Genomic DNA, 22,586 nt, shown 5'->3' with positions numbered 1-22,586 from the left:
TGCTATGTATACCGTTAAAGAACTATTTCCAACCTTACAAGGTGAGGGCGCTCACGCTGGACGTGCTGCTATTTTTTGCCGTTTTGCCGGGTGCAATCTATGGAGTGGTCGTGAAGAGGATCGTGCTTCAGCAGTCTGTCAATTTTGCGATACCGATTTTGTCGGTAGTGATGGTGTTGGTGGTGGAAAATTTGAGACTGCCAATAATTTAGCAAAGGATATAGAGACTGCTTGGAGAAGTACTTCGGCAGGCCCGCAGCAACGTTATGTAGTGTTTACTGGTGGTGAACCACTCTTGCAGTTAGATGAAGAGCTCATCACCGTGCTTCATCAAAAAGGTTTTGAGGTGGCGATTGAAACCAACGGCACCATCAAGGTTCCAAAAGGAGTTGACTGGGTTTGTGTTAGTCCAAAGGCAGGGTCTGATCTGATTGTGTTGCAGGCAAACGAACTCAAGTTGGTGGTTCCGCAAGCTGGACATGATTCTGTAGAAAATCTAATGGCCCGTTTTGAGAAGATGGACTACCGCAATCGCTTCTTGCAACCCATGGATGGACCAAACCTGAAAAGCAATACAGAGCTGGCAGTGGGTTTGTGCCAAAAACGTCCCTTGTGGAGACTGAGTATTCAATCGCATAAACTGATTGGAATCCGATAAAAGGGCTGCGCCCAATTCTTTAAAGTACCAAATGACTAGTAAACAAGCTGCTATCTCCATTACCCGCCGTCTTGAGTTTGACTCAGGTCATCGCATTCCAAATCATGATGGGCAATGCAAGCATTTGCATGGGCATCGCTATGCAATCGAGGTGACCTTGACTGGTGAGGTAGCAGATCATCCTGGCAAAGCCGATGATGGCATGGTCTTAGATTTTGGTGATATCAAAAAGCTCACCAATGAACATGTTGTTGAACCATGGGATCATGCATTTTTAGTGGCTAAAGAAGATCAAGGTTTGGTGGCATTCTTGGCGACATTGCCAAATCATAAAACCGTCATCATGGAGCATGTTCCTACTGTCGAGAATCTGGCAAATGCTGCATTCGCTATTTTGCAGCCTGTCTTTGCTAAAGCATTTAGTGGTCGTCTTGAGCTCTCAGCAATTCGTCTATATGAAACTCCAAATTGTTGGGCTGACGTTCACCCTACTTAAATGAATCAAGCTGAACTTGATCATCAGTTTATGGAGCAAGCGATTGAGCAAGCTCAATTAGCTGCTACTGCAAATGAGGTGCCGGTTGGTGCAGTTTTAGTACGCGACGGTAAGGTCATTTCTAGGGGATTTAATCAACCTATCTCGCATCATGATCCTAGTGCGCATGCCGAGATGCTGGCTCTGAGAGAAGCGGCAAGGGTAGAAGCAAATTATCGCCTTCCAGGCACTACCCTATATGTAACCCTAGAGCCTTGTGCAATGTGCTCAGGCGCCATCCTGCATGCCAGGGTAGAGCGGCTTGTCTTTGGCGCACTAGATCCTAAAACAGGTGCCGCTGGAAGTGTTTTGGATGTATTCTCTTCAAAAGAAATTAATCATCAAACCAGCGTTGAGGGTGGCGTCATGAGTGAAGAGTGTGGTCAATTACTGCGCAGCTTCTTTAAGGAGCGACGTTGAACTCCATCCATCTCGTTGCTCCATCAGGCGCTAGTCTGGATGAGAAGAGCCCCTTAGCGGGGATGGCTTGGTTAAAAAGCCAGGGTATGGCGATTCATAATCCTGATTGTGTTCATCGTGTACACGAGCGTTTTGCTGGAAGTGATGCCGAGCGATTAAATGAGCTCAATCACTTAGCCACATTAGATACGAAGCAAATTGTGATGGCAATGCGTGGTGGTTATGGTATTCATCGTTTGCTGTCTGATATTCAATGGAATGCAATTGCTCAAGCAGTGAAGGGTGGGCTCCAGATTTGTGGGCATAGCGACTTCACCAGTTTTGAGTTGGGTCTCTTGGCTAAGACGGGCGCGATTACTTTATCTGGCCCTATGCTCAATTATGACTTTGGCAGAATCGATGAGAATGGCAAGCCAATTCCTCCAGATGAATTCATGTGGAAGCATTTCTTATCTGCCATACAAGAAAGAAAACTCGATTGCACTATTAATGCATCTCAAGCATTCTTGGGGCAAGTAGATTCAGGTTCAATTACTGGAATGCTGTGGGGTGGAAATCTCACGGTGCTAGCCAGTCTTATCGGAACATCTTACCTGCCATCAAGCACCCAAACCAAGGGCGGTATTTTATTTTTAGAGGATGTGAATGAGCATCCCTATCGGCTGGAAAGAACCTTGATGCAGTTATTGGATGCTGGTGTACTGGGTAATCAGGCAGCAGTATTACTAGGGGGTTTCTCAGCATATCGTTTATATGACAACGATAAAGGCTATACGCTTGAGCGTGCAGTTGAGGCTATTCGTCATCGCCTAGCAAAATCCATTCCTATTTTGACTGATCTACCATTTGGCCATCAAGCCAATAAACTTACTCTACCCGTTGGAGCAAGTGCCACTCTTCAGTACAGTGCTGCAGGCTTTAATCTTAAGGCAAGCTGGTGAAGATGTCTTTTAAAAGATTTATTACGCAAAGTATTCTTTTTTTAGCGCTGACTTTCACGGGGGTAGTCATGGCAATTGAAGAACCAAAATATTCCGTGCTTGAAAAGGCGCCCCCATTTGAACTTCGATCTTATGCGCCGATGATTTTGGCTGAGGTTCAGGTTGAGGGCGATCTCGATGAAGCATCAGGTCAAGGCTTTCGGCTCATTGCTGCTTATATCTTTGGCCAAAACCAAGTTAGTGAAAAAATTGCGATGACTACTCCAGTTGCGGTAGAGGAGCAGCCTGCTAAAAGTGCCAAGATAGCCATGACCACCCCAGTCAATATTGAGAGTAAGGCTGGGCAATGGGTGGTTTCATTTGTCATGCCCTCTGAATACACTATGGAAACGCTACCGAAGCCCCTCAATTCAAAGGTGCAGATCAGGCAAATTCCTGCAGTCAAAAGAGCGGTGATTACCTTCTCAGGTTTTTATAACAGTCAAAAAGTCGCCGAGAGAGTCTTAGAGTTAGAAGAGTGGATGAAGACACACAATCTATCAGCGAATGGCTCACCAAAATTCGCCCGCTATAACCCGCCTTGGACACTACCGTTCATGCGTCGCAACGAGATCATGATTGATGTGCGCGACTGAGTAAATCTAAGATTCGTTTTATGCCTCAAAACTCTTGAGTAAGAATTGCGCTCCACCATCAATACCTAGAGCCTTGGTTAAAGTGGGTAGTGCATCAGCGAGATGCTTTTCTAGTGTCCACGGTGGATTAATAATGAACATGCCACTCGCTTGAAGGCGCCGTTCACCAGGTGCATTCTCAACACGCAACTCAGTATGAAGCCAAGAGCGCTGATGAGCGGCGCAAATCTTTTTCATGCGATCAGGTAGAGCGATAGATTCTCTTCTGGAAAGAATCGGATACCAGACTGCGTAACAGCCAGTAGCAAAACGCTGTAATGCTTCTTCGATTGCAAGCTCTAAATACCGATAATCCTGCTTGTCTTCATAAGAAGGATCAATGAGTACTAAACCGCGCCTACTGGGAGGCGGTAGTAAGCCCTTCAGTCTGCTAAAACTATCTTCAGCATAAATATCAATCTGTTTTGATTGCTTCAGTTCTCCAATGTTATGGCGAAGAATATCAATCTCTTTGGGATGAAGTTCAAATAACTTCAGGCGATCTTGCGGTCTCAACAGTCGAGCCAGAATAAATGGGGACCCAGGATAAGTCTTGAGATCTCCCCCAACATTTTCCGCCTTAATACAATCCAAATATGTTTGAACGCTTTCTGGAATGGGATTGCCCGCATCTTTGAATTTCAATAAACGATATATTCCACCTTCTGCTTCTTTGCTCACAGCAGCAAATCCATCCTCTAGGCTATAGATACCAGCACCAGCATGGGTGTCGACCATCGTCAAGGCTACCGGTTTTTCTTGTAAATACTCTACAAGATGAATAAGGGTAAGGTGCTTGAGAATGTCAGCATGGCTGCCAGCATGAAAAGCATGTCGATAGCTAAACATACAAAACTATTCTGGGTTGCCAGGTGAGTTGTTAAATTGCGCTTTAACAAAAAATATGAAGGTGATAGCTACGATGGCAATGGAGGCATATTGCAATGGCAGATTTAATTCAAGATCCATAATTTGGGTGTAATGCGCATAGATAGCTACAACACCGCCAAGAGCAATCAAGCGAGGCCAAAGATTCTTGAGGGATAGTTGATTCTCTGGAACGTATTGTGCAAGTAGGGCACCCAACATCCCACACCAAATGCCAACGCCTGCTCCGGCCAATACGTCTGTGAGCCAATGTGCACCAACTGCGCTGCGCGATAAGCCTACTAATGCTGCAACCAAGAACAGTGGCAATAGATGGCTACGCTTCGCTCTGCTGGAGACAAAATACAGTGCACTGGCAATCGCGAAAGCCGTAAGGGTGTGACCTGATGGCAATGCTTTATGCAGCAGGGGCTCGCCAATGCGATAAAAACTACCATTCTCTAAAAGACCAGCTGGTCTTGGAAGATCAAACCCGTTTTTGAGAATTGTGCTGGCAATTGCGGAGAGGGCACCTGCAAATAAACCGGCAGTGAGTAAGCGGGGCGCTAAAAGGAGTAGCGGAAATGCCAATGCAAATATGCCCCAGCCATTTCCTAGAAAAGTGAGCCAGGCCCAAACTGTGTCAGGCAATAACTGGGTAAGACGATTAATGAATAAAAAGCTACTACTTTGAAATTCCCCAAAGTAAATCGCTGCAGCAAGAGCGATAGGAGCAAGCGGGACAAACCAAGCTAGTTTGGGGATTGCTGTCTTGCTCATCCAGCTGAACGACCTTTTGCTCTATCCGCTTCTTGCAATTGAACAGTCACTTTATCTAATACTTGCGCAACCGAAATGGCTTGCATGCAGACATTATCTTGACAAGGTGTTTTGCGATGATTAGCTGCGCTCACACAAGGTGAGCAAGCAAGATTGGCGGTGATTGCAATAGAGTTACCAATAGAGCCGTAGAGGGCGGGCGTCTCTGGTCCAAACAGAACCACTGTTCTGAGTGGTGTCACTGCAGAGAAGTGACCTGGGCCAGAATCATTGGTCACCATCACATCAGATAGCGTGTACAGCGGTGGCAATTCAGTAAAGGTAACTTGGCCTGCAAAGTTCAGAGCATTTTTAACATTGGCAACAGAGCGCACTTTATCGACATAGACAAATTCAGTAGGGGAGCCCGTAATCAGAATTAAATCGTTTGGATAGCGCTGGTTTACAGCTTGAATGAGCTCCGAGAAGCGCTGTTGCGCCCAGCGACGTTGTGGCAAGAGATCGCTAGCATTCGGATTAATCAAAATGAGGCGATTTTTTCCATAGGTATAGGGAATGCCGGCTTCAGCAGCTTTCTTTTCAATCCGAGCAAGCACTTTTTTCATAACATCTGGATGGATGATGGCTTGCTCAAGTTTGACTTCAGAATCCGGAATCTGAATTTTGCTAAAAGGCACTTCAATCTCTTTTGCAAAAGCTGCATGAATTAAAGAGAGAAAGTTTTTAGTAATGTGAATGTGCGGGTTGTAATGCACCTTGCGGGTAAGCATGAAGCCACGCCATAAACCTTCCCCGTGAAAAATGTGATAGCCCACGCGATGACGAGCACCACATAGTCCAGTGAGAAGGGCAGTAAAGCGTGAGAAGAGCTCAAGATCAATCACGGTATCGATGCGATGTGCACGGGCGACGAGCAAAAAGCGCAAGGTGTCTTTAATTAATCCACCCAAGCTTGAAGAGTCAATCGTGAAAATATTTTCTGGCTTAACCGTATTTAAAAGGGTGAGACTAGCGCGATTGCTCTTAAAGATTAAGAAAAATAATTCAGCGCCACGCGCTTGTGCATTGCGCATCGCTGGGTCAACCAAGATGGCGCTCCCCATTTCGGAGAGTTCGATAAACAGTAATTTCTTGGGAGTTTTTGGACCACGGCTAAAAATTCTTTTTACACCATCTATCAATACCACTAATGGGCTGGCAATTGCGCAAAGGGGTACTCCAACCCAATGATCAATGGCACGCATGGTATTGACGCTAATAGTCATAATTTTGCTCTGAAAGAATTATTTTCGTTTTAATAAAAAGTAAGCACCCGGCAGGACTGAGATCACAGTAATTGCACCATAGCTTATAGAGGCTAATACAGTAAGTGAAGGGTTAACGCCCCATAGTGCTAGCACAGACGATAGAGTTGCTTCACGCAAACCCCAGCCAGAAATACTAATCGGGAGCATTAACAAAAGACTTAATGCGGGCAGGCCAATCATCAGGCTAGAGATTGGCGCTTCAGCACCATAGGCTCTCAGGCAACAACCAAAAGCCAAAATAATGAAGCCATGAATGGCGATTGCGAAAAGTGCTTGTGCGATATTCATCGGCCAGGAAAAGGCCAAATGAATACCAGGCATGGCGTTGTTCATGCGCAGGCGGTCAAGTAAGTTTTGCAGTAGTCGACGGGTTGGCGCCCAAGCCAATACCAAGGCGATGATTAACCCTGCTAACACCATGACGGCAACAACGGCGTAACCTAAATCTTGTCCCCAGGCAGCAAGCGTAGCGCCACCGAGAATTAAGCCTAAGCCACCGAGTAAATTATTGCCCGCTAAACCTAAAAAGCGATCCACTAAAACCATCGCAAAGCTGAGGCGCAGTTTTGCAGGGGCATGCTCTAAATCAACAGAGTGATGAAGCTCTTCATCAAGCTCTTTTGTTTCAGTGAGATTTCCGGTGCTGTTGAGATGCGTTGCGGTGATGGCGCGATAACTATCTCCCCCTAGCGTACTTGGTAGTCCTTGGTTAATGAGTCCGCCAGCAAAATATAGAGCGATATAAGTTTTGAAGCCACCTTGAAAACCCACACTCCGCATTAAAAATCCCCAACGCAGACCGCCACAAATAAACGCGCAACAAATTGCTACTCCTGCAGCTATTAGCCAAGCTGGTTGCATCTTGATTTCAGAATCAAGGAGGGTATGCCAGTCGATTCCGCTGGTGGCTTTCCAAAGCAGGGCGATGGATAGCAAAATGCGAATGGTCGGCCAGGCGCGCTTTAGCATTGATTTCCACCCAGATTGGGCTTTTGGGGTGGACTGGGGCAGTGAACTCATAGGCGTAAGGATAATGCTTTGGGCGCCTAAGGTCTTGAATTTGGGTGAATTACTTCGCTAAACCAGTGCCTTGCCAGTTGCTGCAAAGGCTAAAGTCAAATTTAGACAAGATTTGTCCAAATCGCATAATTTCTAGGGTATCCAAAGCTTCGCAGCGTTCAAAGGCAGATTGCTTACCAAGCGGGGGTGCAAAAGACATTCCCGACCAATTTATGAGGATGATGTTTGCCCCACGGGGCAATTGCCCAAACCAGAGATCAAACTGGTCTTGACGTTCATCCAAAACAAACACGGGAATCGGTTGGGCATACCAAGCGGTGCGACTACCTAAAGTCCAATTTTGCACGACGATCCCACTCGCTTTTGTTGCTTGCGTTAATTCAGCAGCCTTTTGACCTGCTAGTTTCCAGCCATAGAGATCTGCAATCGGGTTGGATTTGATAGCTGCTGAATTCATGCCACCAGACAGAACATAGGTAAATCCAATACAACAGAGTACAACTTGTACGATGAATAAAATTCGAATGAGCTGATGGCGTTGAGTGGACCATGCTTTTGCTAAGCCAATGCCTGCAAATGGCGCCAGACAAAACCATGCAGGTGATGTCCAGTGTGGTAATCCGCCACCAGCAGAGAGACTTGTAAAGATTACAAAAGGAATCACAAAGAATCCTAGTAAGGCTAATAAAGCTAGTCTGGTGCCGTGAATACAATGTTTAATAAAAAGGTAGGCACCTAAAATGAGTAGGGGTCCATAGACCACCACTTGGATAGCCAGGTAGCCACCAAATCTGCGCCAGAGCCAAACACTGCCAGCTCCATGAGCTACTTGATATTTAAATGAGATCCAGTCATGAGTCCAATTCCAATATAGAACAGGACTAATGAGTAGAAGAGCAACAATTGCAGCAAGCCAAAAACCGATTTTGTTAATCCAAGGTTTTCTAGGGCTACTTAAAAAAATCAGCAGCAATGCCATTGCAGTAAAGACGGCAGTATATTTACTGAGTCCCGCTAAACCAAGTAATGCTCCAGTGATAAGCCAATCAGCAATGCTGAAGTGATCTTTCATTAACCAGCGTAGTGCCATCAACAGCAGAACTAGACTCAGCGGAATGAGTAAGCTGTCGGGTAACAAGCCAATTGCTAATACATGTGGCATTGGTGCCGCAATGATGGCTAGTACTGCCATGAGTCCGCAAGTGTTAGACGATGGCAGTGCACTTGTCAGATATCCAGCGTTACGTCCTTGGATAAAGTGATGCACCTCCAAAGTCACTTGATAAACCAAGAAACAGGAAAGTACCCAGAGCAACTCTGGGATCAATCGAATAATGCCTTCGGAGGAGGTGAGTGCTACTAGTGGCCACTGAATCCAGCCAACGAGTGGCGGATGATCAAAATAGCTCCACGCTAGATGCTGTGCATACAGTGCGTAATGCGCTTCATCAACCGAGAATTCAATCGCAAAGCCTAGAGCAAAGTGCACCACTGCTGCAATACAGATGCAGATTGCAGCCCAGCTAGAGGGAGATTGTCGGCGCATACTTTGATTTTAGACTTACTTAGGTCAATAATTGGGACAATTAGCCCATGCCCAAGCTCCTTTCCCTTTTCTTCATTGTCTGCATTGCGCTGGCTCTAACGGCTTGCGCAGGGCTGGGTGGCGGATCAGTGCAAAATGAGTCAGGGCAGGCTTTTAATGTTGCTCAAATTCCTGCACAAGATGAGTTGCCAAAATTTTCGGCTGAGACTCCGCGCGATGGGATGCCTAATGGCTGGAATTTCTATCGGATTGCTCCTTATAAAAAGAATACGGTTTATCGCCTAGAAACTTACCAAGGCAAAACTGTTTTGAGTGCCAACTCCAAAACCTCTGCTTCAGGGTTGGCGGTGAAACTGCGCCCACGTCAAGCAAATAATTTATGGTTACAGTGGGAATGGAAGGCTTTAGGCGCTTTGCCTGATGCTGACAATGCTGAGAGTTATCAAGATGATGCGCCCTTAAGAATTTTGGTCGCCTTTGATGGCAATAAATCAAAACTTTCTTTAAAAGAAAAAATGACATTTGAGATGGCCAATCTCATTAGCGGTCAAGAAATGCCATACGCTACTTTGATGTATATCTGGTCAGGTAAGTCTCCTATCGACACGGTCATTACCAATGCGCATACCTCGCGTATCAAAATGATTGTGGTGGATTCTGGTTGGGAAAATTTAGGAAATTGGCACAAACATCAACGTGATCTTGCTGCTGATTACAGACATGCTTATGGTGAGGCTCCTGGTGAAGTCATTGGGATTGCCTTATTAACCGATACTGATAATACAAAGTCAGAAACACGCGCTATTTATGGCGATATTGAGCTCATTCGTAAAATCCCCAAATAAGGATTGCTTACGCGTGAGAGGGACGCCAGCGTTTTAGGAGCAAGGCGTTACTCAGAACGCAAAAGCTCGAGAGTGCCATGGCACTGCCGGCGAGCATTGGTGAGAGATAGCCTAGTGCTGCCAACGGAATTCCGGTGGAGTTGAAGATAAAAGCCCAGAATAAGTTTTGCTGAATCTTTCTCCAGGTTCTCTTGGAGATATCAATGGCATCCGCCACCAAAGTCGGATCTCCGCGCATCAAAGTAATACCTGCAGCCTGCATCGCAACATCGGTACCGGTAGACATGGCCATACCAACATCTGCTGTTGCGAGAGCGGGAGCATCATTGATGCCATCACCTACCATCGCCACCCAATGACGATCACCATCTTTTTGAGAGGATTGCAGTTTCTGAATAATGTCTGCTTTATTGCTTGGCATCACCTGCGCAAAGACTTCATCGATCCCGATGGACTGACCCACGCGATTTGCTGCCGCAGTGTTATCACCCGAGAGCATCACGGTACGAATGTGCAGTTGCTGTAAAGAAGCGATCGCCTCTTTGGCATTCGGTTTGAGTTCATCACCAAAGGCAACGATCGCAATCGGAGACGAAGTAGCTTCATTCATGAGTACAGAAACAGTCTGCCCTGCATCGAAACACACTTGTGCTTTTTGAATAATGTCTGCTTGATGTGGGTTTGCATCTAGTGAGGCAATACTTTGTAAGCAGAGGCTTTGACCCATCCAACCACCAGCACTCGGTTTACCGCTGATGCCAATACCTGCTAGCGCCTTACTTTCCAGGGGTGGTATTGGGCTGACCCCTTTTTGTTTAGCTCCATCTAGCAAGGCTTTAGCTAAGGGATGCTCGCTGCCCAATTGTAAGCCTGCAGTACTCGCTAAGATGGCATCTTCATCTACAGAATCAGTAAATGAAATGATATTGAGAAGCCTGGGTTTACCAATCGTGAGAGTACCTGTTTTATCAAACGCAACAATACTTAAGCGGTGTGCTAACTCAAGTACTTGAGGGTCTTTAATTAAAATACCAAAGCGCGCTGCAATACCAGTTCCTGCCATGATGGCTGCAGGTGTTGCTAAGCCAAGAGCGCAAGGGCAGGCAATCACTAGGACAGAGACTGCTCTTAGTATGGCAATCGATGCAGAGTCCAGGTAAAACCAATTTACCAATCCAGTGATGATGGCAATCACAATCACACTCGGTACAAAGATTGCACTGACTTGATCTACTAATTTTTGAATGGGCGCTTTTTGGGTTTGCGCATCTTCTACTAATGAAATGATTTGGGAAAGAACACTTTCTACGCCAACAGCTTGCGCCTCAACCACCAGTAAGCCTTCGCCATTCAGTGATCCACCAATGACTTTTGCACCCAGTATTTTTTTAACTGGCTCACTTTCTCCGGTCAGGAGCGATTCATCTACATGGCTAGATCCAAGCAAGATGAAGCCATCTACAGGAATGCGCTCCCCAGGTAAAACCAATACACGGTCTTTAGGGAAAACCTGCTCTAGAGGGAGATCGCGATATTGGTCGAGTGGAACACCCTCTGCGATATCAATGCTAGGGTCAAGGACTTTTGCATGCTCTGGCCAAAGTTTTTGTAGTGCCCGTATCGCTTCACTAGTTTGTTGCTTTGCACGAGCCTCTAACCATTTTCCTAGAAGCACCATACAAATAATGACAGCAGACCCCTCCAAATAGAGCTCATGAACTGCATGCGGTGAAGTCAGCATTTGAGATACGCTCAAACCATAAGCAGCACTTGTCCCAATGGCAACCAGTAAATCCATATTGCCAACGCCTGACAGGAGTGCTTTAAAACCAGACTTATAAAATCGCCACCCAAGCCAAAATTGCACTGGACTTGCTAAGAGCAGTTGCCATTTGGGAGATAGCGCCCAATGAATCCCAAAGGGCATCAACAGCATTGGCAAGATGAGTGGAGCTGATAAAGCAAAACTCAGTAACACTCTACCCAGACCATCTGACCCCCAAAATGAATGCGAGGGTTTTATCTCTGCACTTGAGTGGGGATTGCTCAAGCGCGCTTCATAACCGGTTTTATTCACTGCCGCAATAACCTCAGCAATGTTGCTAGGGGATGATGTATTGAGGCGAATTCTGGCTTGCTCAGTTGCTAAATTGACGCTGGCAGCTTCTACTCCAGGGATCTGATGAAGCGCCTTTTCAACCCGCCCTACGCAAGAGGCACAGGTCATTCCACCAATATCTAAGGTAAAAAGCTCAGAACTCATCTCTTTTAGGGTGCTCATATGGAAGATAATCTACTTCATGCCAAGTAAATTCAATGCAAAAAGGTTGATATGTTGAGTCTTAAAGTATCCGGAATGACCTGTGGGGGCTGTATTAATGCCGTAACGAGGGCAATTCAAGCTCAGGATCCGCAAGCTACAGTACGGGCTGATTTGCCATCTCAGATGGTCAATCTAGAAACTTCCTTATCGGCTGCGCAGGCCAGTCAGATCATTACGGAAGCAGGTTTTCCGGTTATTCAATAATTACCAAGAGATCCATAAGCACCTGCTCAGCAAAGTTTTGCTGGTGCGGTTAATCTACTTGATGTTCTAAAAATTAATTAAAGCAGTTCTGAAAATGTATTCAGAGCTACTGAGCATAGGAGAAAGTAGTGTCAGTTACTGTAGAAGCTGTACAAGGAGCCCTTAAGTGCTTGCTTGATCCCAATACAAAGATCGACTTTGTAACAGCTAAAAACCTCAAAAATTTGCGTATTGAAGATGGCGATGTTTCGTTCGATATTGTTTTGGGGTATCCCGCTAAAAGCCAATTTGATTTGATTCGTAAATCCGTTATCAATGCTGTGCGCGCATTGCCTGGGGTTAAAAACGTCAGCGTGAATGTGAGCAGTCAGGTTGTCGCGCATGCTGTGCAACGGGGCGTTAAATTATTGCCGGGCGTGAAAAATATTATTGCTGTTGCAAGCGGTAAGGGTGGAGTTGGTAAATCAACCACTGCTGTGAACTTGGCATTAGCGTTAGCAGCTGAAGGTGCGCAAGTCGGAATATTAGATGCCGATATCTATGGGCCAAGTCAGCCCATGATGTTGGGTATTACCGGTAGACCAGAATCTGTTGAAGAGAATACGATTGAGCCAATGGAAGGCCATGGCTTGCAAGCTAGCTCTATTGGTTTCTTAATTGAAGAAGATGCACCAATGGTATGGCGTGGTCCTATGGTGACTTCTGCTTTGGAGCAACTGCTGCGTCAAACCCGCTGGCGTGATCTAGATTACTTGATCGTAGATATGCCACCAGGCACTGGTGATATCCAGTTGACCTTATCGCAAAAGGTGCCTGTTACCGGCTCGGTCATTGTGACTACGCCGCAAGACATCGCACTGCTGGATGCTCGCAAAGGTTTAAAGATGTTTGAGAAAGTTGGTGTGCCGATCATCGGCATTATTGAAAATATGAGTACTTATGTTTGCACTCAGTGCGGTCATGAAGAGCATGTTTTTGGTAGTGGTGGCGGTGAAAAAATGTGTCAGGAGTATGGCGTTGATTTCTTGGGTTCATTGCCACTGAATTTATCGATTCGTGAACAGGCAGATGCTGGTCGTCCAACTGTGGTTGCTGACCCGGATGGAGCCATTAGTGCAATCTATAAGAACATCGCAAGACAAGTCGCTATTCGTGTTGCTACTCTGTCAAAAGATATGAGCAGCAAATTTCCGAACATTGTGGTTCAGAACACCTAAGGCGCTGGGTACTTATGCGCTTTGCAGTGCTAATGCGTAAACAAAATATGGATAACCCATGGGTGTCATACCGATGGGTTCCTCAGGAAGTGCTCCCTGATTTTGGACAATTCAATGCCAATCAAAATAGCGCTATCTCAGGGCAGTTCTTGGGTCGTGATGCCGAGGGTGAATCTTGGTTATTCACCGGCTTTGAATTAAATCTTTTTCCTGATGAGGCTGAAGGCTATTACCTGAATGTTTCTGCAACAACACCCGCATGGTTTGTGATGTGGCGCTTGGAAGAAGAGATTGATCGCTATATTGATGCGCAATCACTTGAGATGGCTAAAGCGGAAGTTACTATTGCCGTTCCTCATCGTATCTGTGTGAGCTATAACGAAGCAGCGCGATTGCTTGATGGAGGAGAGTCAGTGGACACTGTTCCCATGAATGATGAGCATGCCTCTTGGCTGCAAGAGTATGTCAATGAAAATTATCGACCTGAGCCCAAAAAACGGCACAAGCCAGCATCATTTAAAGGCGCCGAGCGCTCAGCGGAGGAATGATGGCAGATGGTTTTCTAAGTCGCTGGTCACGCCGTAAGGCAGGCAAAGAGGATGAAGTAGCGGAGCAACAAAAAGAAGCTACTCAGCCACTAGCTCAGACAAATGCAGAAATGAAGGCGCCAGATCCTGAGGTGCCACCGCCACCGACTTTAGATGATGTCGAAAAGATCGATCGCTTTGCGCCGGACTTTTCTGCATTTATGAAACCGGATGTTGATCCTGCTGTTCAGCAGGCCGCTCTTAAGAAGATGTTTACTGATCCCCATTTCAATGTGATGGATGGTCTAGATATCTATATTGATGACTATTCCAAGCCGGATCCTTTACCACCTGGCATGCTAGAAAGAATGGTCCAAAGCGATATGCTTAATCTCTTCAAGAAGAGTAGTGATGAAGCTGATCAAAAGAAAGGGCCTGCTGGGATTACTAAAGCAGCAGAGCCTGAGCAAGCCACTTTAGAGGCTCCCACACAAAGTGATTTAACATCCACTCAAATCCAAGCGCAGGAAAAATCTGCCAGTCTGGATGAAATGCCGCTTGCGTCAGATCAGAAAAAAACCTAAGAAGGTTGTCAATGAGTCAAAAATTAGTCTGTAACTGTAATGGCACGATGCCTTTGGATGCGAAGGCTTTGGGTGTTTCAGTACATCGTTCCTTATGTCGACAGGAAGTTGGATCTTTTTTAAAAGCCCTGGATGGTTCTGACTCTCTAATCGTAGCTTGCACGCAAGAGGGAGCACTCTTTGCTGAATTAGCAGAGCAATCTGAAAAGCCTTTGGTGGCGCCATTGCGCTTTGTCAATATTCGCGAAGTTGCCGGTTGGACGCAAGAAGCAAAATTATCAGGACCTAAGATTGCGGCACTTTTGGCTTTGGCTGATATGCCCGAAGCTGAGCCTGTGCCTGTGGTGAATTATGAAAGTCAGGGAAGATTGTTATTAGTAGGCCCTGGATCTCAGGTCTTACCTTGGGCAGAAAAGCTTGGCGCTTCTTTGGATATCTCTGTGTTGTGTACCGAGTCAGGTGATTTGCCTTTAGTGCGCAACTATCCCATTTATACCGGCGTAGTGACTAAGCTTGAGGGTTATCTGGGTAATTTCTCAGTAGATTGGGATTTACAAAACCCAATTGATCCGGAGATGTGTACTCGTTGCGGGGCTTGCGTTGAAGTCTGCCCTGAAAATGCCATTGATCTCTCATTTCAAATTGATTTAGACAAATGTAAATCCCATCGAGACTGTGTGACCGCCTGTGCCAGTATTGGCGCCATTGCATTTGATCGTGTGGAACGTAAACGCAGCGCCGAATTTGATTTGATCTTGGATTTACGCGCAGATCCAAAAATGCCGATGAGCCAAACTCCTCAGGGCTACTTTGCTCCTGGTAAAGATCCTCTTGATCAAGCATTAGTTGTAAATCAATTATTAGAGTTGGTGGGTGAGTTTGAGAAGCCTAAATATTTTGTCTACAACGAAAAAGTTTGTGCCCATGGACGCAACGGTAAAGTAGGCTGTAGTGCCTGTATTGATGTCTGCTCTACCGGTGCAATCCGTTCTATCTTTAAAAATGGGCAAGGTAGTGTTGAAGTCAACCCTAATCTTTGCATGGGTTGTGGCGCTTGCTCGACTGTATGCCCATCGGGGGCGATGCGCTATAACTATCCAAGCGTGCCGCATCAAGGTAAAGAATTAAAAACCTTGGCTAGCGTTTTTCATGCTGAAGCCAAAAAGCTCAATCAATCAGTCGCCCCAAGCTTGCTCTTACATACCTTGAAGGCTGGCACTCGCATGATTGATGGCTTGGGCCGCTCTGCGCATGTGATGCCAAAACAATATGAAGGACTGCCATCATTTGTTATTCCTTATGGTATAGAACATATTGCCTCTACTGGCTTAGATCTCTGGTTGGGGGCTTTAACTTACGGCTTTGCTGAAGTCATCATGCTATTAAGTGGTGATGAAGATCCGGCTTATCGTGCCGCTCTTGAAGAGCAGGCTCAATTAGCGAATGCCATTTTGCATGCCTATGGCTTTGAAGCGCGCGTCCAATTGGTAATGGCTGATTCTGTAGACGATCTTCAAGGTGTATCGAAAGCCATGGGTACGCTGCGTCAACGGGGCGCTCTGGATGTCATGTGCACCCCCGCCAGTTATGGCCTCTCCAATCAAAAGCGTGAAACCTTAGAAGCTGCGCTAGAGCATTTACAAAAGCAAGCAAAGACACCATTGCCTGAGTTGGGCGCGGCTTTGCCAAACAATTCTTTATTAGGTGGTCTGGCAATTAACAAAGACGCTTGCACTTTATGCATGTCTTGTGTCAGCAGCTGTCCGGAGGGCGCGCTGCTCGATAATCCTGATGAACCCATATTGTCGTTTATTGAGAAGCATTGTGTGCAATGTGGCATTTGTGCGCAAACTTGTCCCGAGCATGCTCTCACCTTAATGCCACGCCTACAAACAGTTGAGCAACGGAAACAGAAGGTAGTGCTGAATGAAACACAAGCGTTTCACTGCATCAGTTGTGGAAAGCCCTTCGGTACTGCGAAGATGGTTGATCTGATGCTGACTAAGCTTGGTGCTCATGGCGCCTTTGCTGGAGCGGCAATGGATAGATTAAAGATGTGTGGTGATTGTCGAGTAGTGGATATGGTGAAAAAAGAAACATGAGCGAAAAAGAGAATGCATCAACTGAAGTAGGTGATGTAGGCCTGCCAGAGGATTTGGCGAGAGCGGATCTTTATGGTCTGATCGCCAGATTTTTTCATTTGCCACCAGATCAAGAGTTGCTTGATCAAATTGCGGCTACTGCAGACCAGCAGGATGCAAGCGATGAGGCGCCTTTGGCCAAAGCCTGGATGGATGTTGTTGAGGTAGCCAAGAACAATCCAGCCAAAGCTTGGCATGATGAGTTTGATCTGAACTTTATTAGTGTGGGCAAGCCTAATGTGGTTCTTAATGGCTCTTTCTATATGGCTGGTCATTTAAATGAAAGACCCTTAGTCAATATTCGTAAGGCATTAGAGGAATTTGGCCTTGAGTCGGCTGAAGAAGTTACTGAAACCGAGGACCATATCTCTGCACTTTGCGAGGTGATGCGATATCTGATTGCGGGTGACGATGTAGAGGTATCAAACCTTACAAATCAAAGGGTTTTTTTCAATGCGCATATTCGCCCTTGGTTTGAGGACTTATGTGATGCGATTGAAGACATTCCCGAGATGCATTTGTATCGTCCAATCGCCGCGCTAACCCGAGAATTCCTAGCGATTGAGGGGCAAAGTTTTGACATGATTTAATGTTGCATTGCAATAAAGGGAAAGTCCTAGTTAGCCCTACAAGTCATATAAGTGTCAAAAATGCAAATACGAATTACACTTGACGAATATCAAGAATAACCAAATAGGAGCATGCCATGAGCACGAAATCCAAAGTTGTATCTAGCGAAGAAAATAAGCCATCTCGCCGCAACTTCTTTATTGGTGCAGGCGCTGCAGTAGGTGCGGTTGCCGTAGCCTCCCAAACCTCTATTGGTAAGGCTGTTATTCAAGAAATTGGTAGCACCGTAAAAGATCAGAGCAAAGGCCAAACGATTACTGCGCACATGCGTAAGTATTACGAAAGCACCATGCTCTAAAGAGTTGGTTTCAGTTGAATTGATTTAATCATTAATAAATAAAAAAACTTTCCCAGGGACATCATATGAGTCTGACTCGTAAATCAAATACCCCACAAAGCAGTCGTGCTTCATCACGCCTCATCGGCAGCTTATCGCGTGGCTTAAAAGCAGCGGTGCCGACGATGGATCGTCGAACATTCCTAAAGCGTTCAGGCGTCGGTGTCGGTGCTGGTATTGCTGCTAGCCAATTGAGCTTGGTGCAAAAAGCTGTAGCTGAGCCAAGCAAAGCCATGCTGGACGGCAAGGGCAAGATTGAAGTCAAGAGATCGATTTGTACTCACTGTTCAGTAGGCTGTGCGGTAGATGCCACAGTTGAGAATGGTGTTTGGGTTCGTCAAGACGCAGTGTTTGACTCCCCCATCAATATGGGCGCGCACTGTGCCAAAGGTGCTGCTTTGCGTGAGCACGGTCATGGCGACTATCGTTTACGTTACCCAATGAAGCTGGTGGATGGTAAGTATCAGCGTATTTCTTGGGATCAGGCGCTTACTGAAATTACCGCTCAGATGAAGGGTATTCGTGAGAAGTATTCTCCAGATGCGATGTTCTTTATTGGATCATCAAAGCACAACAATGAACAGGCCTACTTACTGCGTAAGTGGGTCTCTTTCTTTGGTACCAACAATACAGACCATCAGGCGCGTATCTGTCACTCGACCACAGTTGCCGGGGTAGCCAATACCTGGGGTTATGGCGCGATGACCAATAGCTATAACGACATGATGAATGCCAAGGCAGCCATGTATATTGGCTCCAACGCTGCTGAAGCTCACCCAGTTTCAATGTTGATGTTGTTGCACGCTAAGGAAAACGGCTGCAAAGTGATTGTGGTTGATCCACGTTACACCCGTACCGCTGCTAAGTCGGATCAGTTCGTTCGTATTCGTTCAGGTAGCGACATTCCTTTCTTGTTCGGCGTTCTGTATCACATCTTCAAAAACGGCTGGGAAGATAAGAAGTACATCAACGACCGCGTATACGGTATGGATGAGATCCGCAAGGAAGTGATGGAAAAGTGGACGCCTGCTGCAGTTGAAGAGGCTTGCGGTGTTCCAGAGGCACAGGTTTATCAAGTGGCCAAGACTATGGCGACAAATCGTCCGAGTACAGTTGTTTGGTGTATGGGTCAAACCCAGCACACCATTGGTAATGCAATGGTGCGTGCCTCCTGCATCTTGCAGTTGGCTCTCGGTAACGTTGGTAAGTCTGGTGGCGGTACTAATATTTTCCGCGGTCACGATAACGTACAAGGCGCAACTGACGTAGGTCCTAACCCAGATTCATTGCCTGGTTACTATGGCTTGGCAGCGGGTTCATGGAAGCACTTCGCAGCAGTGTGGGGCGTTGATTACGACTGGATTAAAGGTCGCTATGCACCAGACATGATGGAGAAGTCAGGTACTACTGTTTCTCGTTGGGTGGATGCTGTTCTTGAAAAGAACGACATGATTGATCAGCAGACTAACGTGAAAGGTTTGTTCTTCTGGGGTCATGCTCCAAACTCACAAACTCGCGGCTTAGATATGAAGCGTGCGATGGATAAGTTGGATCTCTTGGTGGTAGTGGATCCTTATCCAAGTGCAACCGCTGCGATGGCTGCAATGCCACCAGCAGAAGGACAGACAATCAACAAGAATCGCAATGTCTATTTGTTGCCAGCAGCAACCCAGTTTGAGACTTGTGGCACTGCTACTGCATCAAACCGCTCATTGCAGTGGCGCGAGAAAGTGATCGATCCATTATTTGAATCTGTTCCTGACCATGTGATCATGCAAGCTTTTGCTGATCGCTTAGGTTTTGGTCAAGAGCTATCCAAGAACTACAAGATGCTCAACTCTAAATTTGCTGGTAAGCAATGGAAAGAGCCGCAAATTGAAGATATCTTGCGTGAAATTAATCGTTCCGTCTGGACGATTGGTTACACCGGTCAAACGCCTGAGCGTCTCAAAGCGCATATGAGAATGGTTGCAACATTCGATCCGAAGACCTTGAAGTCTCGTGGTGGAGTTGATCCTGTGACTGGGTACGACACAACAGGTGACTACTATGGCTTGCCTTGGCCTTGCTACGGCACAGCCGCAATCAAACATCCAGGTTCACCAAACCTCTATGACACCAGCAAGACTGTGATGGAGGGTGGCGGTAACTTCCGCGCGAACTTCGGTGTTGAGCGTGAAGGAGTGAGTTTGTTGGCCGGAGATGGATCTCATTCCAAGGGTGCTGCTATTACAACTGGCTACCCAGAGTTTGATCACGTCTTTGTGAAGAAATTAGGTTGGTGGGATCAGTTAACCGAAGACGAGAAAAAACTCGCTGAAGGTAAAAACTGGAAGACCGATTTGTCTGGTGGTATCCAACGCGTTGTGATGAAGAACGGTTGCCATCCATTTGGAAATGCCAAAGCACGGGCAGTTGTTTGGAACTTCCCAGACCCAGTTCCAATTCACCGTGAAGCGCTTTACAGTACCAATGCACCGATGATGCGCAAGTATCCAACTTCTGCAGATAAGAAGAATTTCTGGCGCTTACCAACACTCTATAAGACCGTTCAAGATCAAAACTTGAATGAGAAGTTATATGAGAAGTTCCCAATCATTTTGACTTCTGGTCGCTTGGTTGAGTACGAAGGTGGTGGTGATGAGACCCGTTCTAACCCATGGTTAGCAGAGCTCCAACAAGAAAACTTTGTGGAAATTAATCCTAAGGCTGCAGCAGATCGTGGCATTAAGAACTGGGATTACGTTTGGGTAAAGTCGCCAACCGGCGCCAAGATCAAAGTACGTGCAATGGTTACCGAGCGTGTTGATCAGGGAACTGCTTTCGTACCATTCCACTTTGCTGGCTGGTGGCAGGGCGAAGACATTCGTAAGTACTATCCAGAGGGCGCAGCACCAGTAGTTCAAGGTGAAGCGGTCAATACTGCGACTACATATGGTTATGACCAGGTGACGATGATGCAAGAAACCAAAACCACCATGTGTCAAATCGAAAAATTTGCCTAAGTTAAAAAATAAAGTCAGGAGAACACAATGGCAAGAATGAAATTTATCTGCGACACAGAACGATGCATCGAATGCAACGGTTGTGTCACTGCTTGTAAAAACGATAACGAAGTACCTTGGGGCGTAAATCGTCGCCGTGTTGTTACGGTGAACGATGGCATTGTCGGTCAAGAGAAATCAATTTCAGTGGCCTGTATGCACTGTACTGATGCTCCTTGTATGGCTGTGTGCCCAGTCGATTGCTTCTACCGTACCGATGAAGGTGTCGTGCTTCATGACAAAGACATTTGTATTGGTTGCGGTTATTGCTCCTTTGCATGCCCATTTGGCGCCCCACAGTTTTTGAGTAAGGGTGCCTTTGGCTCTCGTAGCAAGATGGACAAGTGCACATTCTGTAGCGGTGGTCCTGAAGAAAACGGTAGCGTTGCTGAATTTGAGAAATATGGCCGTAATCGCTTGGCAGAAGGTAAATTACCTCTTTGCGCTGAAATGTGCTCTACCAAGGCTTTGATTGGTGGCGATAGCGATATTATTTCTGGCATCTTCAATAATCGTGTTGCCACTCGTGAGAAGAATGGCAAGTATGCCGGCTCTAAGGCTTTTGGTTGGACTACTGCTTATGGTGGACCAGACACTCCAGCGCCAACTCCAACGCCTGCTGCAAAAATTCCAGGAGCGAAATAATGAAATTCAATTTCAAAACTCTCGGTTTGTGTTTTGCAGCAGCAGCGCTGTTGGCTGCTTGTTCTGAGCCCCCAGAAATTGCAGCAAAAGCTGCTAAGCGACCTGATGTTGCACCATACATGGGTGCGGACAATGGCTTCATGACCAAAAACTGGACCCCAAAAAATCAAGCCAGTTGGACTGAGTCGGTTGATAAGCGTACTCAAGGTCAAAACGAATACAGTCGCGTTAAGTGATCAACTAAACAACAATAAATAAAACGAAAACGTTTAAGGATATGTGTATGAAACGATCATTTTCTAAAGTTCTACGCACTTTGGTGGTGGCTGCAGGCTTGTCACTTACTCTGGCGAGCGGCATGAGCTTTGCTGAGCGTGGGCCAATGGCACCCTTGCCTTCGCCTAGCGGAGTGGATGTTCCACCTGCGTCTGTGCCAGCAAATCCGAATAGCTTGGCTAATGGTACGCAAGCGCAAGCTCAGCCAGCTAACCCATCCATTTTTACTTCTGCGAATAGCGACCCATATAACTATGTCAGCATTCCAGACAAAGAAGCTAGCGTCCTAATTCAGCGCTCTGGTGAGCAGTGGCGCGTGATTCGCAATGGAGTGATTACCGTCTTCGGTGGCTGGCTATTGGCGATTGCTTTCTTTGGCATTGCAGCTGTCTTTATTATCAAAGGCCCAATCAAATTGCATGCGCCGTTATCCGGGCAAAAAATCAAGCGTTTTAATGGCTTCGAGCGCTTCACTCACTGGGTGATGGCGATTAGCTTTGTTGGACTTGCTTTCACTGGCATGTTGATTTTGTACGGAAAGTATTTCGCAATGCCTTTAATGGGTGGCGCTGCATTTGGGTCATTCTTGATGGTTTGCAAGAATATCCATAATTATTCTGGCCCGCTATTTACGCTGAGCATCATTATTTTCTTCCTGTTGTTTGCTACTAGAAATATTCCTGGCGAAGGTGATCTTAACTGGCTCATGTCATTTGGCGGAATGCTTGGTGGAAAACATCCTCCCGCAGGTTTCTTTAACTTTGGCGAGAAAATTTGGTTCTGGTTTGGTATGACTTTCTTGGGCTTAGTGATCTCTGCATCTGGTCTTGTGCTAGACATGATCGTGCCATTTATGCAAGTTGAATACATTCGCGGCACGATGCAGATTGCCAACATTATTCACGGCGGTGCGGCAGTTCTGATGACTACGATGGCCATGGGTCATATTTATATTGGTTCAATTGGTATGCAAGGCTCCTCAGACGGCATGATGTCTGGCTACGTTGATGCTACTTGGGCTAAGGAGCATCATGAGCTTTGGTACAACAAGGTTAATAAATAAGG

23 protein-coding genes are annotated in these 22,586 nt (G+C 46.2%); 17 read left to right on the top strand and 6 right to left on the bottom strand.

Going from position 1 to position 22,586, the window contains the following annotated elements; genetic code table 11:
* Positions 1-4: 4 nt before the first annotated feature.
* From queE to AOC29_RS07525, 5 genes are all read left to right on the top strand, one after another.
* The gene (gene queE, locus AOC29_RS07545) at positions 5-658 is read left to right on the top strand and encodes a 7-carboxy-7-deazaguanine synthase (RefSeq protein ID WP_215295255.1); all 654 of its coding nucleotides are present in this window, start codon (positions 5-7) and stop codon (positions 656-658) included.
* A 31-nt stretch (positions 659-689) separates the two neighbouring features.
* On the top strand, positions 690-1,154 hold the full coding sequence (gene queD, locus AOC29_RS07540) for a 6-carboxytetrahydropterin synthase QueD (RefSeq protein WP_215295253.1): 465 nt from the start codon (positions 690-692) through the stop codon (positions 1,152-1,154).
* The gene (gene tadA, locus AOC29_RS07535) at positions 1,155-1,613 is read left to right on the top strand and encodes a tRNA adenosine(34) deaminase TadA (protein ID WP_215295251.1); all 459 of its coding nucleotides are present in this window, start codon (positions 1,155-1,157) and stop codon (positions 1,611-1,613) included.
* Entirely contained in the window at positions 1,610-2,554 is a 945-nt protein-coding gene (locus AOC29_RS07530) for an LD-carboxypeptidase (RefSeq protein ID WP_215295249.1), read from the top strand. The genes tadA and AOC29_RS07530 overlap by 4 nt, the downstream gene beginning before the upstream one ends.
* 68 nt (positions 2,555-2,622) lie before the next feature.
* The gene (locus tag AOC29_RS07525) at positions 2,623-3,189 is read left to right on the top strand and encodes a heme-binding protein (protein ID WP_215295247.1); all 567 of its coding nucleotides are present in this window, start codon (positions 2,623-2,625) and stop codon (positions 3,187-3,189) included.
* An 18-nt stretch (positions 3,190-3,207) separates the two neighbouring features.
* Here the strand turns inward: AOC29_RS07525 and AOC29_RS07520 are convergent, their stop codons facing one another.
* The 5 genes from AOC29_RS07520 to AOC29_RS07500 are packed head-to-tail and all read right to left on the bottom strand — an operon-like array spanning position 3,208 to position 8,748.
* Positions 3,208-4,077, bottom strand: a complete 870-nt coding sequence (locus AOC29_RS07520) for a 23S rRNA (adenine(2030)-N(6))-methyltransferase RlmJ (protein WP_215295245.1) — start codon at positions 4,075-4,077, stop codon at positions 3,208-3,210.
* A 6-nt stretch (positions 4,078-4,083) separates the two neighbouring features.
* Complete coding sequence (locus AOC29_RS07515) at positions 4,084-4,875, bottom strand: phosphatase PAP2 family protein (RefSeq protein WP_215295243.1); 792 nt, start codon at positions 4,873-4,875, stop codon at positions 4,084-4,086.
* Positions 4,872-6,140 (bottom strand): glycosyltransferase family 9 protein, encoded by a 1,269-nt coding sequence (locus AOC29_RS07510; protein ID WP_215295241.1) that lies wholly within the window; start codon positions 6,138-6,140, stop codon positions 4,872-4,874. The genes AOC29_RS07515 and AOC29_RS07510 overlap by 4 nt, the downstream gene beginning before the upstream one ends.
* A gap of 18 nt (positions 6,141-6,158) precedes the next feature.
* On the bottom strand, positions 6,159-7,202 hold the full coding sequence (locus tag AOC29_RS07505; protein WP_215295240.1) for a lysylphosphatidylglycerol synthase transmembrane domain-containing protein: 1,044 nt from the start codon (positions 7,200-7,202) through the stop codon (positions 6,159-6,161).
* Between the two features lie 49 nt (positions 7,203-7,251).
* On the bottom strand, positions 7,252-8,748 hold the full coding sequence (locus tag AOC29_RS07500; protein ID WP_215295238.1) for a glycosyltransferase family 39 protein: 1,497 nt from the start codon (positions 8,746-8,748) through the stop codon (positions 7,252-7,254).
* Between the two features lie 47 nt (positions 8,749-8,795).
* On the opposite strand from AOC29_RS07500, the gene AOC29_RS07495 reads away from it, so the two are divergent.
* Complete coding sequence (locus tag AOC29_RS07495) at positions 8,796-9,593, top strand: DUF3047 domain-containing protein (RefSeq protein WP_215295235.1); 798 nt, start codon at positions 8,796-8,798, stop codon at positions 9,591-9,593.
* A 7-nt stretch (positions 9,594-9,600) separates the two neighbouring features.
* Here AOC29_RS07495 and AOC29_RS07490 read toward each other — a convergent pair whose 3' ends face one another.
* Complete coding sequence (locus AOC29_RS07490) at positions 9,601-11,874, bottom strand: cation-translocating P-type ATPase (RefSeq protein WP_215295233.1); 2,274 nt, start codon at positions 11,872-11,874, stop codon at positions 9,601-9,603.
* 51 nt (positions 11,875-11,925) lie between these two features.
* Here AOC29_RS07490 and AOC29_RS07485 point away from each other — a divergent pair, with 51 nt between their 5' ends.
* The 11 genes from AOC29_RS07485 (at position 11,926) to AOC29_RS07435 (ending at position 22,584) form a co-directional block, all read left to right on the top strand.
* Positions 11,926-12,120, top strand: a complete 195-nt coding sequence (locus AOC29_RS07485) for a heavy-metal-associated domain-containing protein (protein WP_215295230.1) — start codon at positions 11,926-11,928, stop codon at positions 12,118-12,120.
* Positions 12,121-12,248: 128 nt separating this feature from the next.
* Complete coding sequence (apbC, locus tag AOC29_RS07480; protein ID WP_215295228.1) at positions 12,249-13,337, top strand: iron-sulfur cluster carrier protein ApbC; 1,089 nt, start codon at positions 12,249-12,251, stop codon at positions 13,335-13,337.
* A 32-nt stretch (positions 13,338-13,369) separates the two neighbouring features.
* Positions 13,370-13,885: a DUF3305 domain-containing protein gene (locus AOC29_RS07475; RefSeq protein ID WP_251369958.1), complete on the top strand. Its 516-nt coding sequence runs from the start codon at positions 13,370-13,372 to the stop codon at positions 13,883-13,885.
* Positions 13,882-14,448: a DUF3306 domain-containing protein gene (locus AOC29_RS07470; RefSeq protein WP_215295224.1), complete on the top strand. Its 567-nt coding sequence runs from the start codon at positions 13,882-13,884 to the stop codon at positions 14,446-14,448. The genes AOC29_RS07475 and AOC29_RS07470 overlap by 4 nt, the downstream gene beginning before the upstream one ends.
* Positions 14,449-14,459: 11 nt before the next feature.
* The gene (locus AOC29_RS07465) at positions 14,460-16,550 is read left to right on the top strand and encodes a 4Fe-4S binding protein (protein WP_215295222.1); all 2,091 of its coding nucleotides are present in this window, start codon (positions 14,460-14,462) and stop codon (positions 16,548-16,550) included.
* Positions 16,547-17,179: a molecular chaperone gene (locus AOC29_RS07460; protein ID WP_215295220.1), complete on the top strand. Its 633-nt coding sequence runs from the start codon at positions 16,547-16,549 to the stop codon at positions 17,177-17,179. Before AOC29_RS07465 ends, AOC29_RS07460 begins: the two co-directional genes overlap by 4 nt.
* 116 nt (positions 17,180-17,295) lie before the next feature.
* Positions 17,296-17,517: a hypothetical protein gene (locus AOC29_RS07455; RefSeq protein WP_215295218.1), complete on the top strand. Its 222-nt coding sequence runs from the start codon at positions 17,296-17,298 to the stop codon at positions 17,515-17,517.
* A gap of 65 nt (positions 17,518-17,582) precedes the next feature.
* A complete protein-coding gene (locus AOC29_RS07450; protein WP_215295217.1) occupies positions 17,583-20,561 on the top strand; it encodes a formate dehydrogenase subunit alpha in 2,979 nt (992 codons plus the stop codon).
* Between the two features lie 27 nt (positions 20,562-20,588).
* Positions 20,589-21,245, top strand: coding sequence for a formate dehydrogenase FDH3 subunit beta (fdh3B, locus tag AOC29_RS07445; RefSeq protein ID WP_215295215.1), 657 nt, complete (start codon positions 20,589-20,591; stop codon positions 21,243-21,245).
* Positions 21,245-21,481, top strand: coding sequence for a hypothetical protein (locus tag AOC29_RS07440; RefSeq protein ID WP_215295213.1), 237 nt, complete (start codon positions 21,245-21,247; stop codon positions 21,479-21,481). Before fdh3B ends, AOC29_RS07440 begins: the two co-directional genes overlap by 1 nt.
* A gap of 47 nt (positions 21,482-21,528) precedes the next feature.
* Positions 21,529-22,584 carry a formate dehydrogenase subunit gamma gene (locus AOC29_RS07435; RefSeq protein ID WP_215295211.1) on the top strand — a complete coding sequence of 352 codons (1,056 nt, stop codon included), beginning with the start codon at positions 21,529-21,531 and terminating at the stop codon, positions 22,582-22,584.
* Positions 22,585-22,586: the final 2 nt, after the last annotated feature.

Source organism: Polynucleobacter sp. JS-JIR-5-A7 (assembly GCF_018687935.1).
GTDB lineage: Bacteria > Pseudomonadota > Gammaproteobacteria > Burkholderiales > Burkholderiaceae > Polynucleobacter.
This window is presented reverse-complemented; position numbering and strand designations above follow the sequence as displayed.

What these genes read in the sequence shown, in the direction of transcription:
- queE (WP_215295255.1), top strand. Translation starts at nt 5, where the DNA reads ATGTATACCGTTAAAGAACTATTTCCAACCTTACAAGGTGAGGGCGCT.
- queD (WP_215295253.1), top strand. Translation starts at nt 690, where the DNA reads ATGACTAGTAAACAAGCTGCTATCTCCATTACCCGCCGTCTTGAGTTT.
- tadA (WP_215295251.1), top strand. Translation starts at nt 1,155, where the DNA reads ATGAATCAAGCTGAACTTGATCATCAGTTTATGGAGCAAGCGATTGAG.
- AOC29_RS07525 (WP_215295247.1), top strand. Translation starts at nt 2,623, where the DNA reads ATGGCAATTGAAGAACCAAAATATTCCGTGCTTGAAAAGGCGCCCCCA.
- AOC29_RS07520 (WP_215295245.1), bottom strand. Translation starts at nt 4,077, where the DNA reads ATGTTTAGCTATCGACATGCTTTTCATGCTGGCAGCCATGCTGACATT.
- AOC29_RS07515 (WP_215295243.1), bottom strand. Translation starts at nt 4,875, where the DNA reads ATGAGCAAGACAGCAATCCCCAAACTAGCTTGGTTTGTCCCGCTTGCT.
- AOC29_RS07510 (WP_215295241.1), bottom strand. Translation starts at nt 6,140, where the DNA reads ATGACTATTAGCGTCAATACCATGCGTGCCATTGATCATTGGGTTGGA.
- AOC29_RS07505 (WP_215295240.1), bottom strand. Translation starts at nt 7,202, where the DNA reads ATGAGTTCACTGCCCCAGTCCACCCCAAAAGCCCAATCTGGGTGGAAA.
- AOC29_RS07500 (WP_215295238.1), bottom strand. Translation starts at nt 8,748, where the DNA reads ATGCGCCGACAATCTCCCTCTAGCTGGGCTGCAATCTGCATCTGTATT.
- AOC29_RS07495 (WP_215295235.1), top strand. Translation starts at nt 8,796, where the DNA reads ATGCCCAAGCTCCTTTCCCTTTTCTTCATTGTCTGCATTGCGCTGGCT.
- AOC29_RS07490 (WP_215295233.1), bottom strand. Translation starts at nt 11,874, where the DNA reads ATGAGCACCCTAAAAGAGATGAGTTCTGAGCTTTTTACCTTAGATATT.
- AOC29_RS07485 (WP_215295230.1), top strand. Translation starts at nt 11,926, where the DNA reads ATGTTGAGTCTTAAAGTATCCGGAATGACCTGTGGGGGCTGTATTAAT.
- AOC29_RS07475 (WP_251369958.1), top strand. Translation starts at nt 13,370, where the DNA reads ATGCGTAAACAAAATATGGATAACCCATGGGTGTCATACCGATGGGTT.
- AOC29_RS07470 (WP_215295224.1), top strand. Translation starts at nt 13,882, where the DNA reads ATGATGGCAGATGGTTTTCTAAGTCGCTGGTCACGCCGTAAGGCAGGC.
- AOC29_RS07465 (WP_215295222.1), top strand. Translation starts at nt 14,460, where the DNA reads ATGAGTCAAAAATTAGTCTGTAACTGTAATGGCACGATGCCTTTGGAT.
- AOC29_RS07460 (WP_215295220.1), top strand. Translation starts at nt 16,547, where the DNA reads ATGAGCGAAAAAGAGAATGCATCAACTGAAGTAGGTGATGTAGGCCTG.
- AOC29_RS07455 (WP_215295218.1), top strand. Translation starts at nt 17,296, where the DNA reads ATGAGCACGAAATCCAAAGTTGTATCTAGCGAAGAAAATAAGCCATCT.
- AOC29_RS07450 (WP_215295217.1), top strand. Translation starts at nt 17,583, where the DNA reads ATGAGTCTGACTCGTAAATCAAATACCCCACAAAGCAGTCGTGCTTCA.
- fdh3B (WP_215295215.1), top strand. Translation starts at nt 20,589, where the DNA reads ATGGCAAGAATGAAATTTATCTGCGACACAGAACGATGCATCGAATGC.
- AOC29_RS07440 (WP_215295213.1), top strand. Translation starts at nt 21,245, where the DNA reads ATGAAATTCAATTTCAAAACTCTCGGTTTGTGTTTTGCAGCAGCAGCG.
- AOC29_RS07435 (WP_215295211.1), top strand. Translation starts at nt 21,529, where the DNA reads ATGAAACGATCATTTTCTAAAGTTCTACGCACTTTGGTGGTGGCTGCA.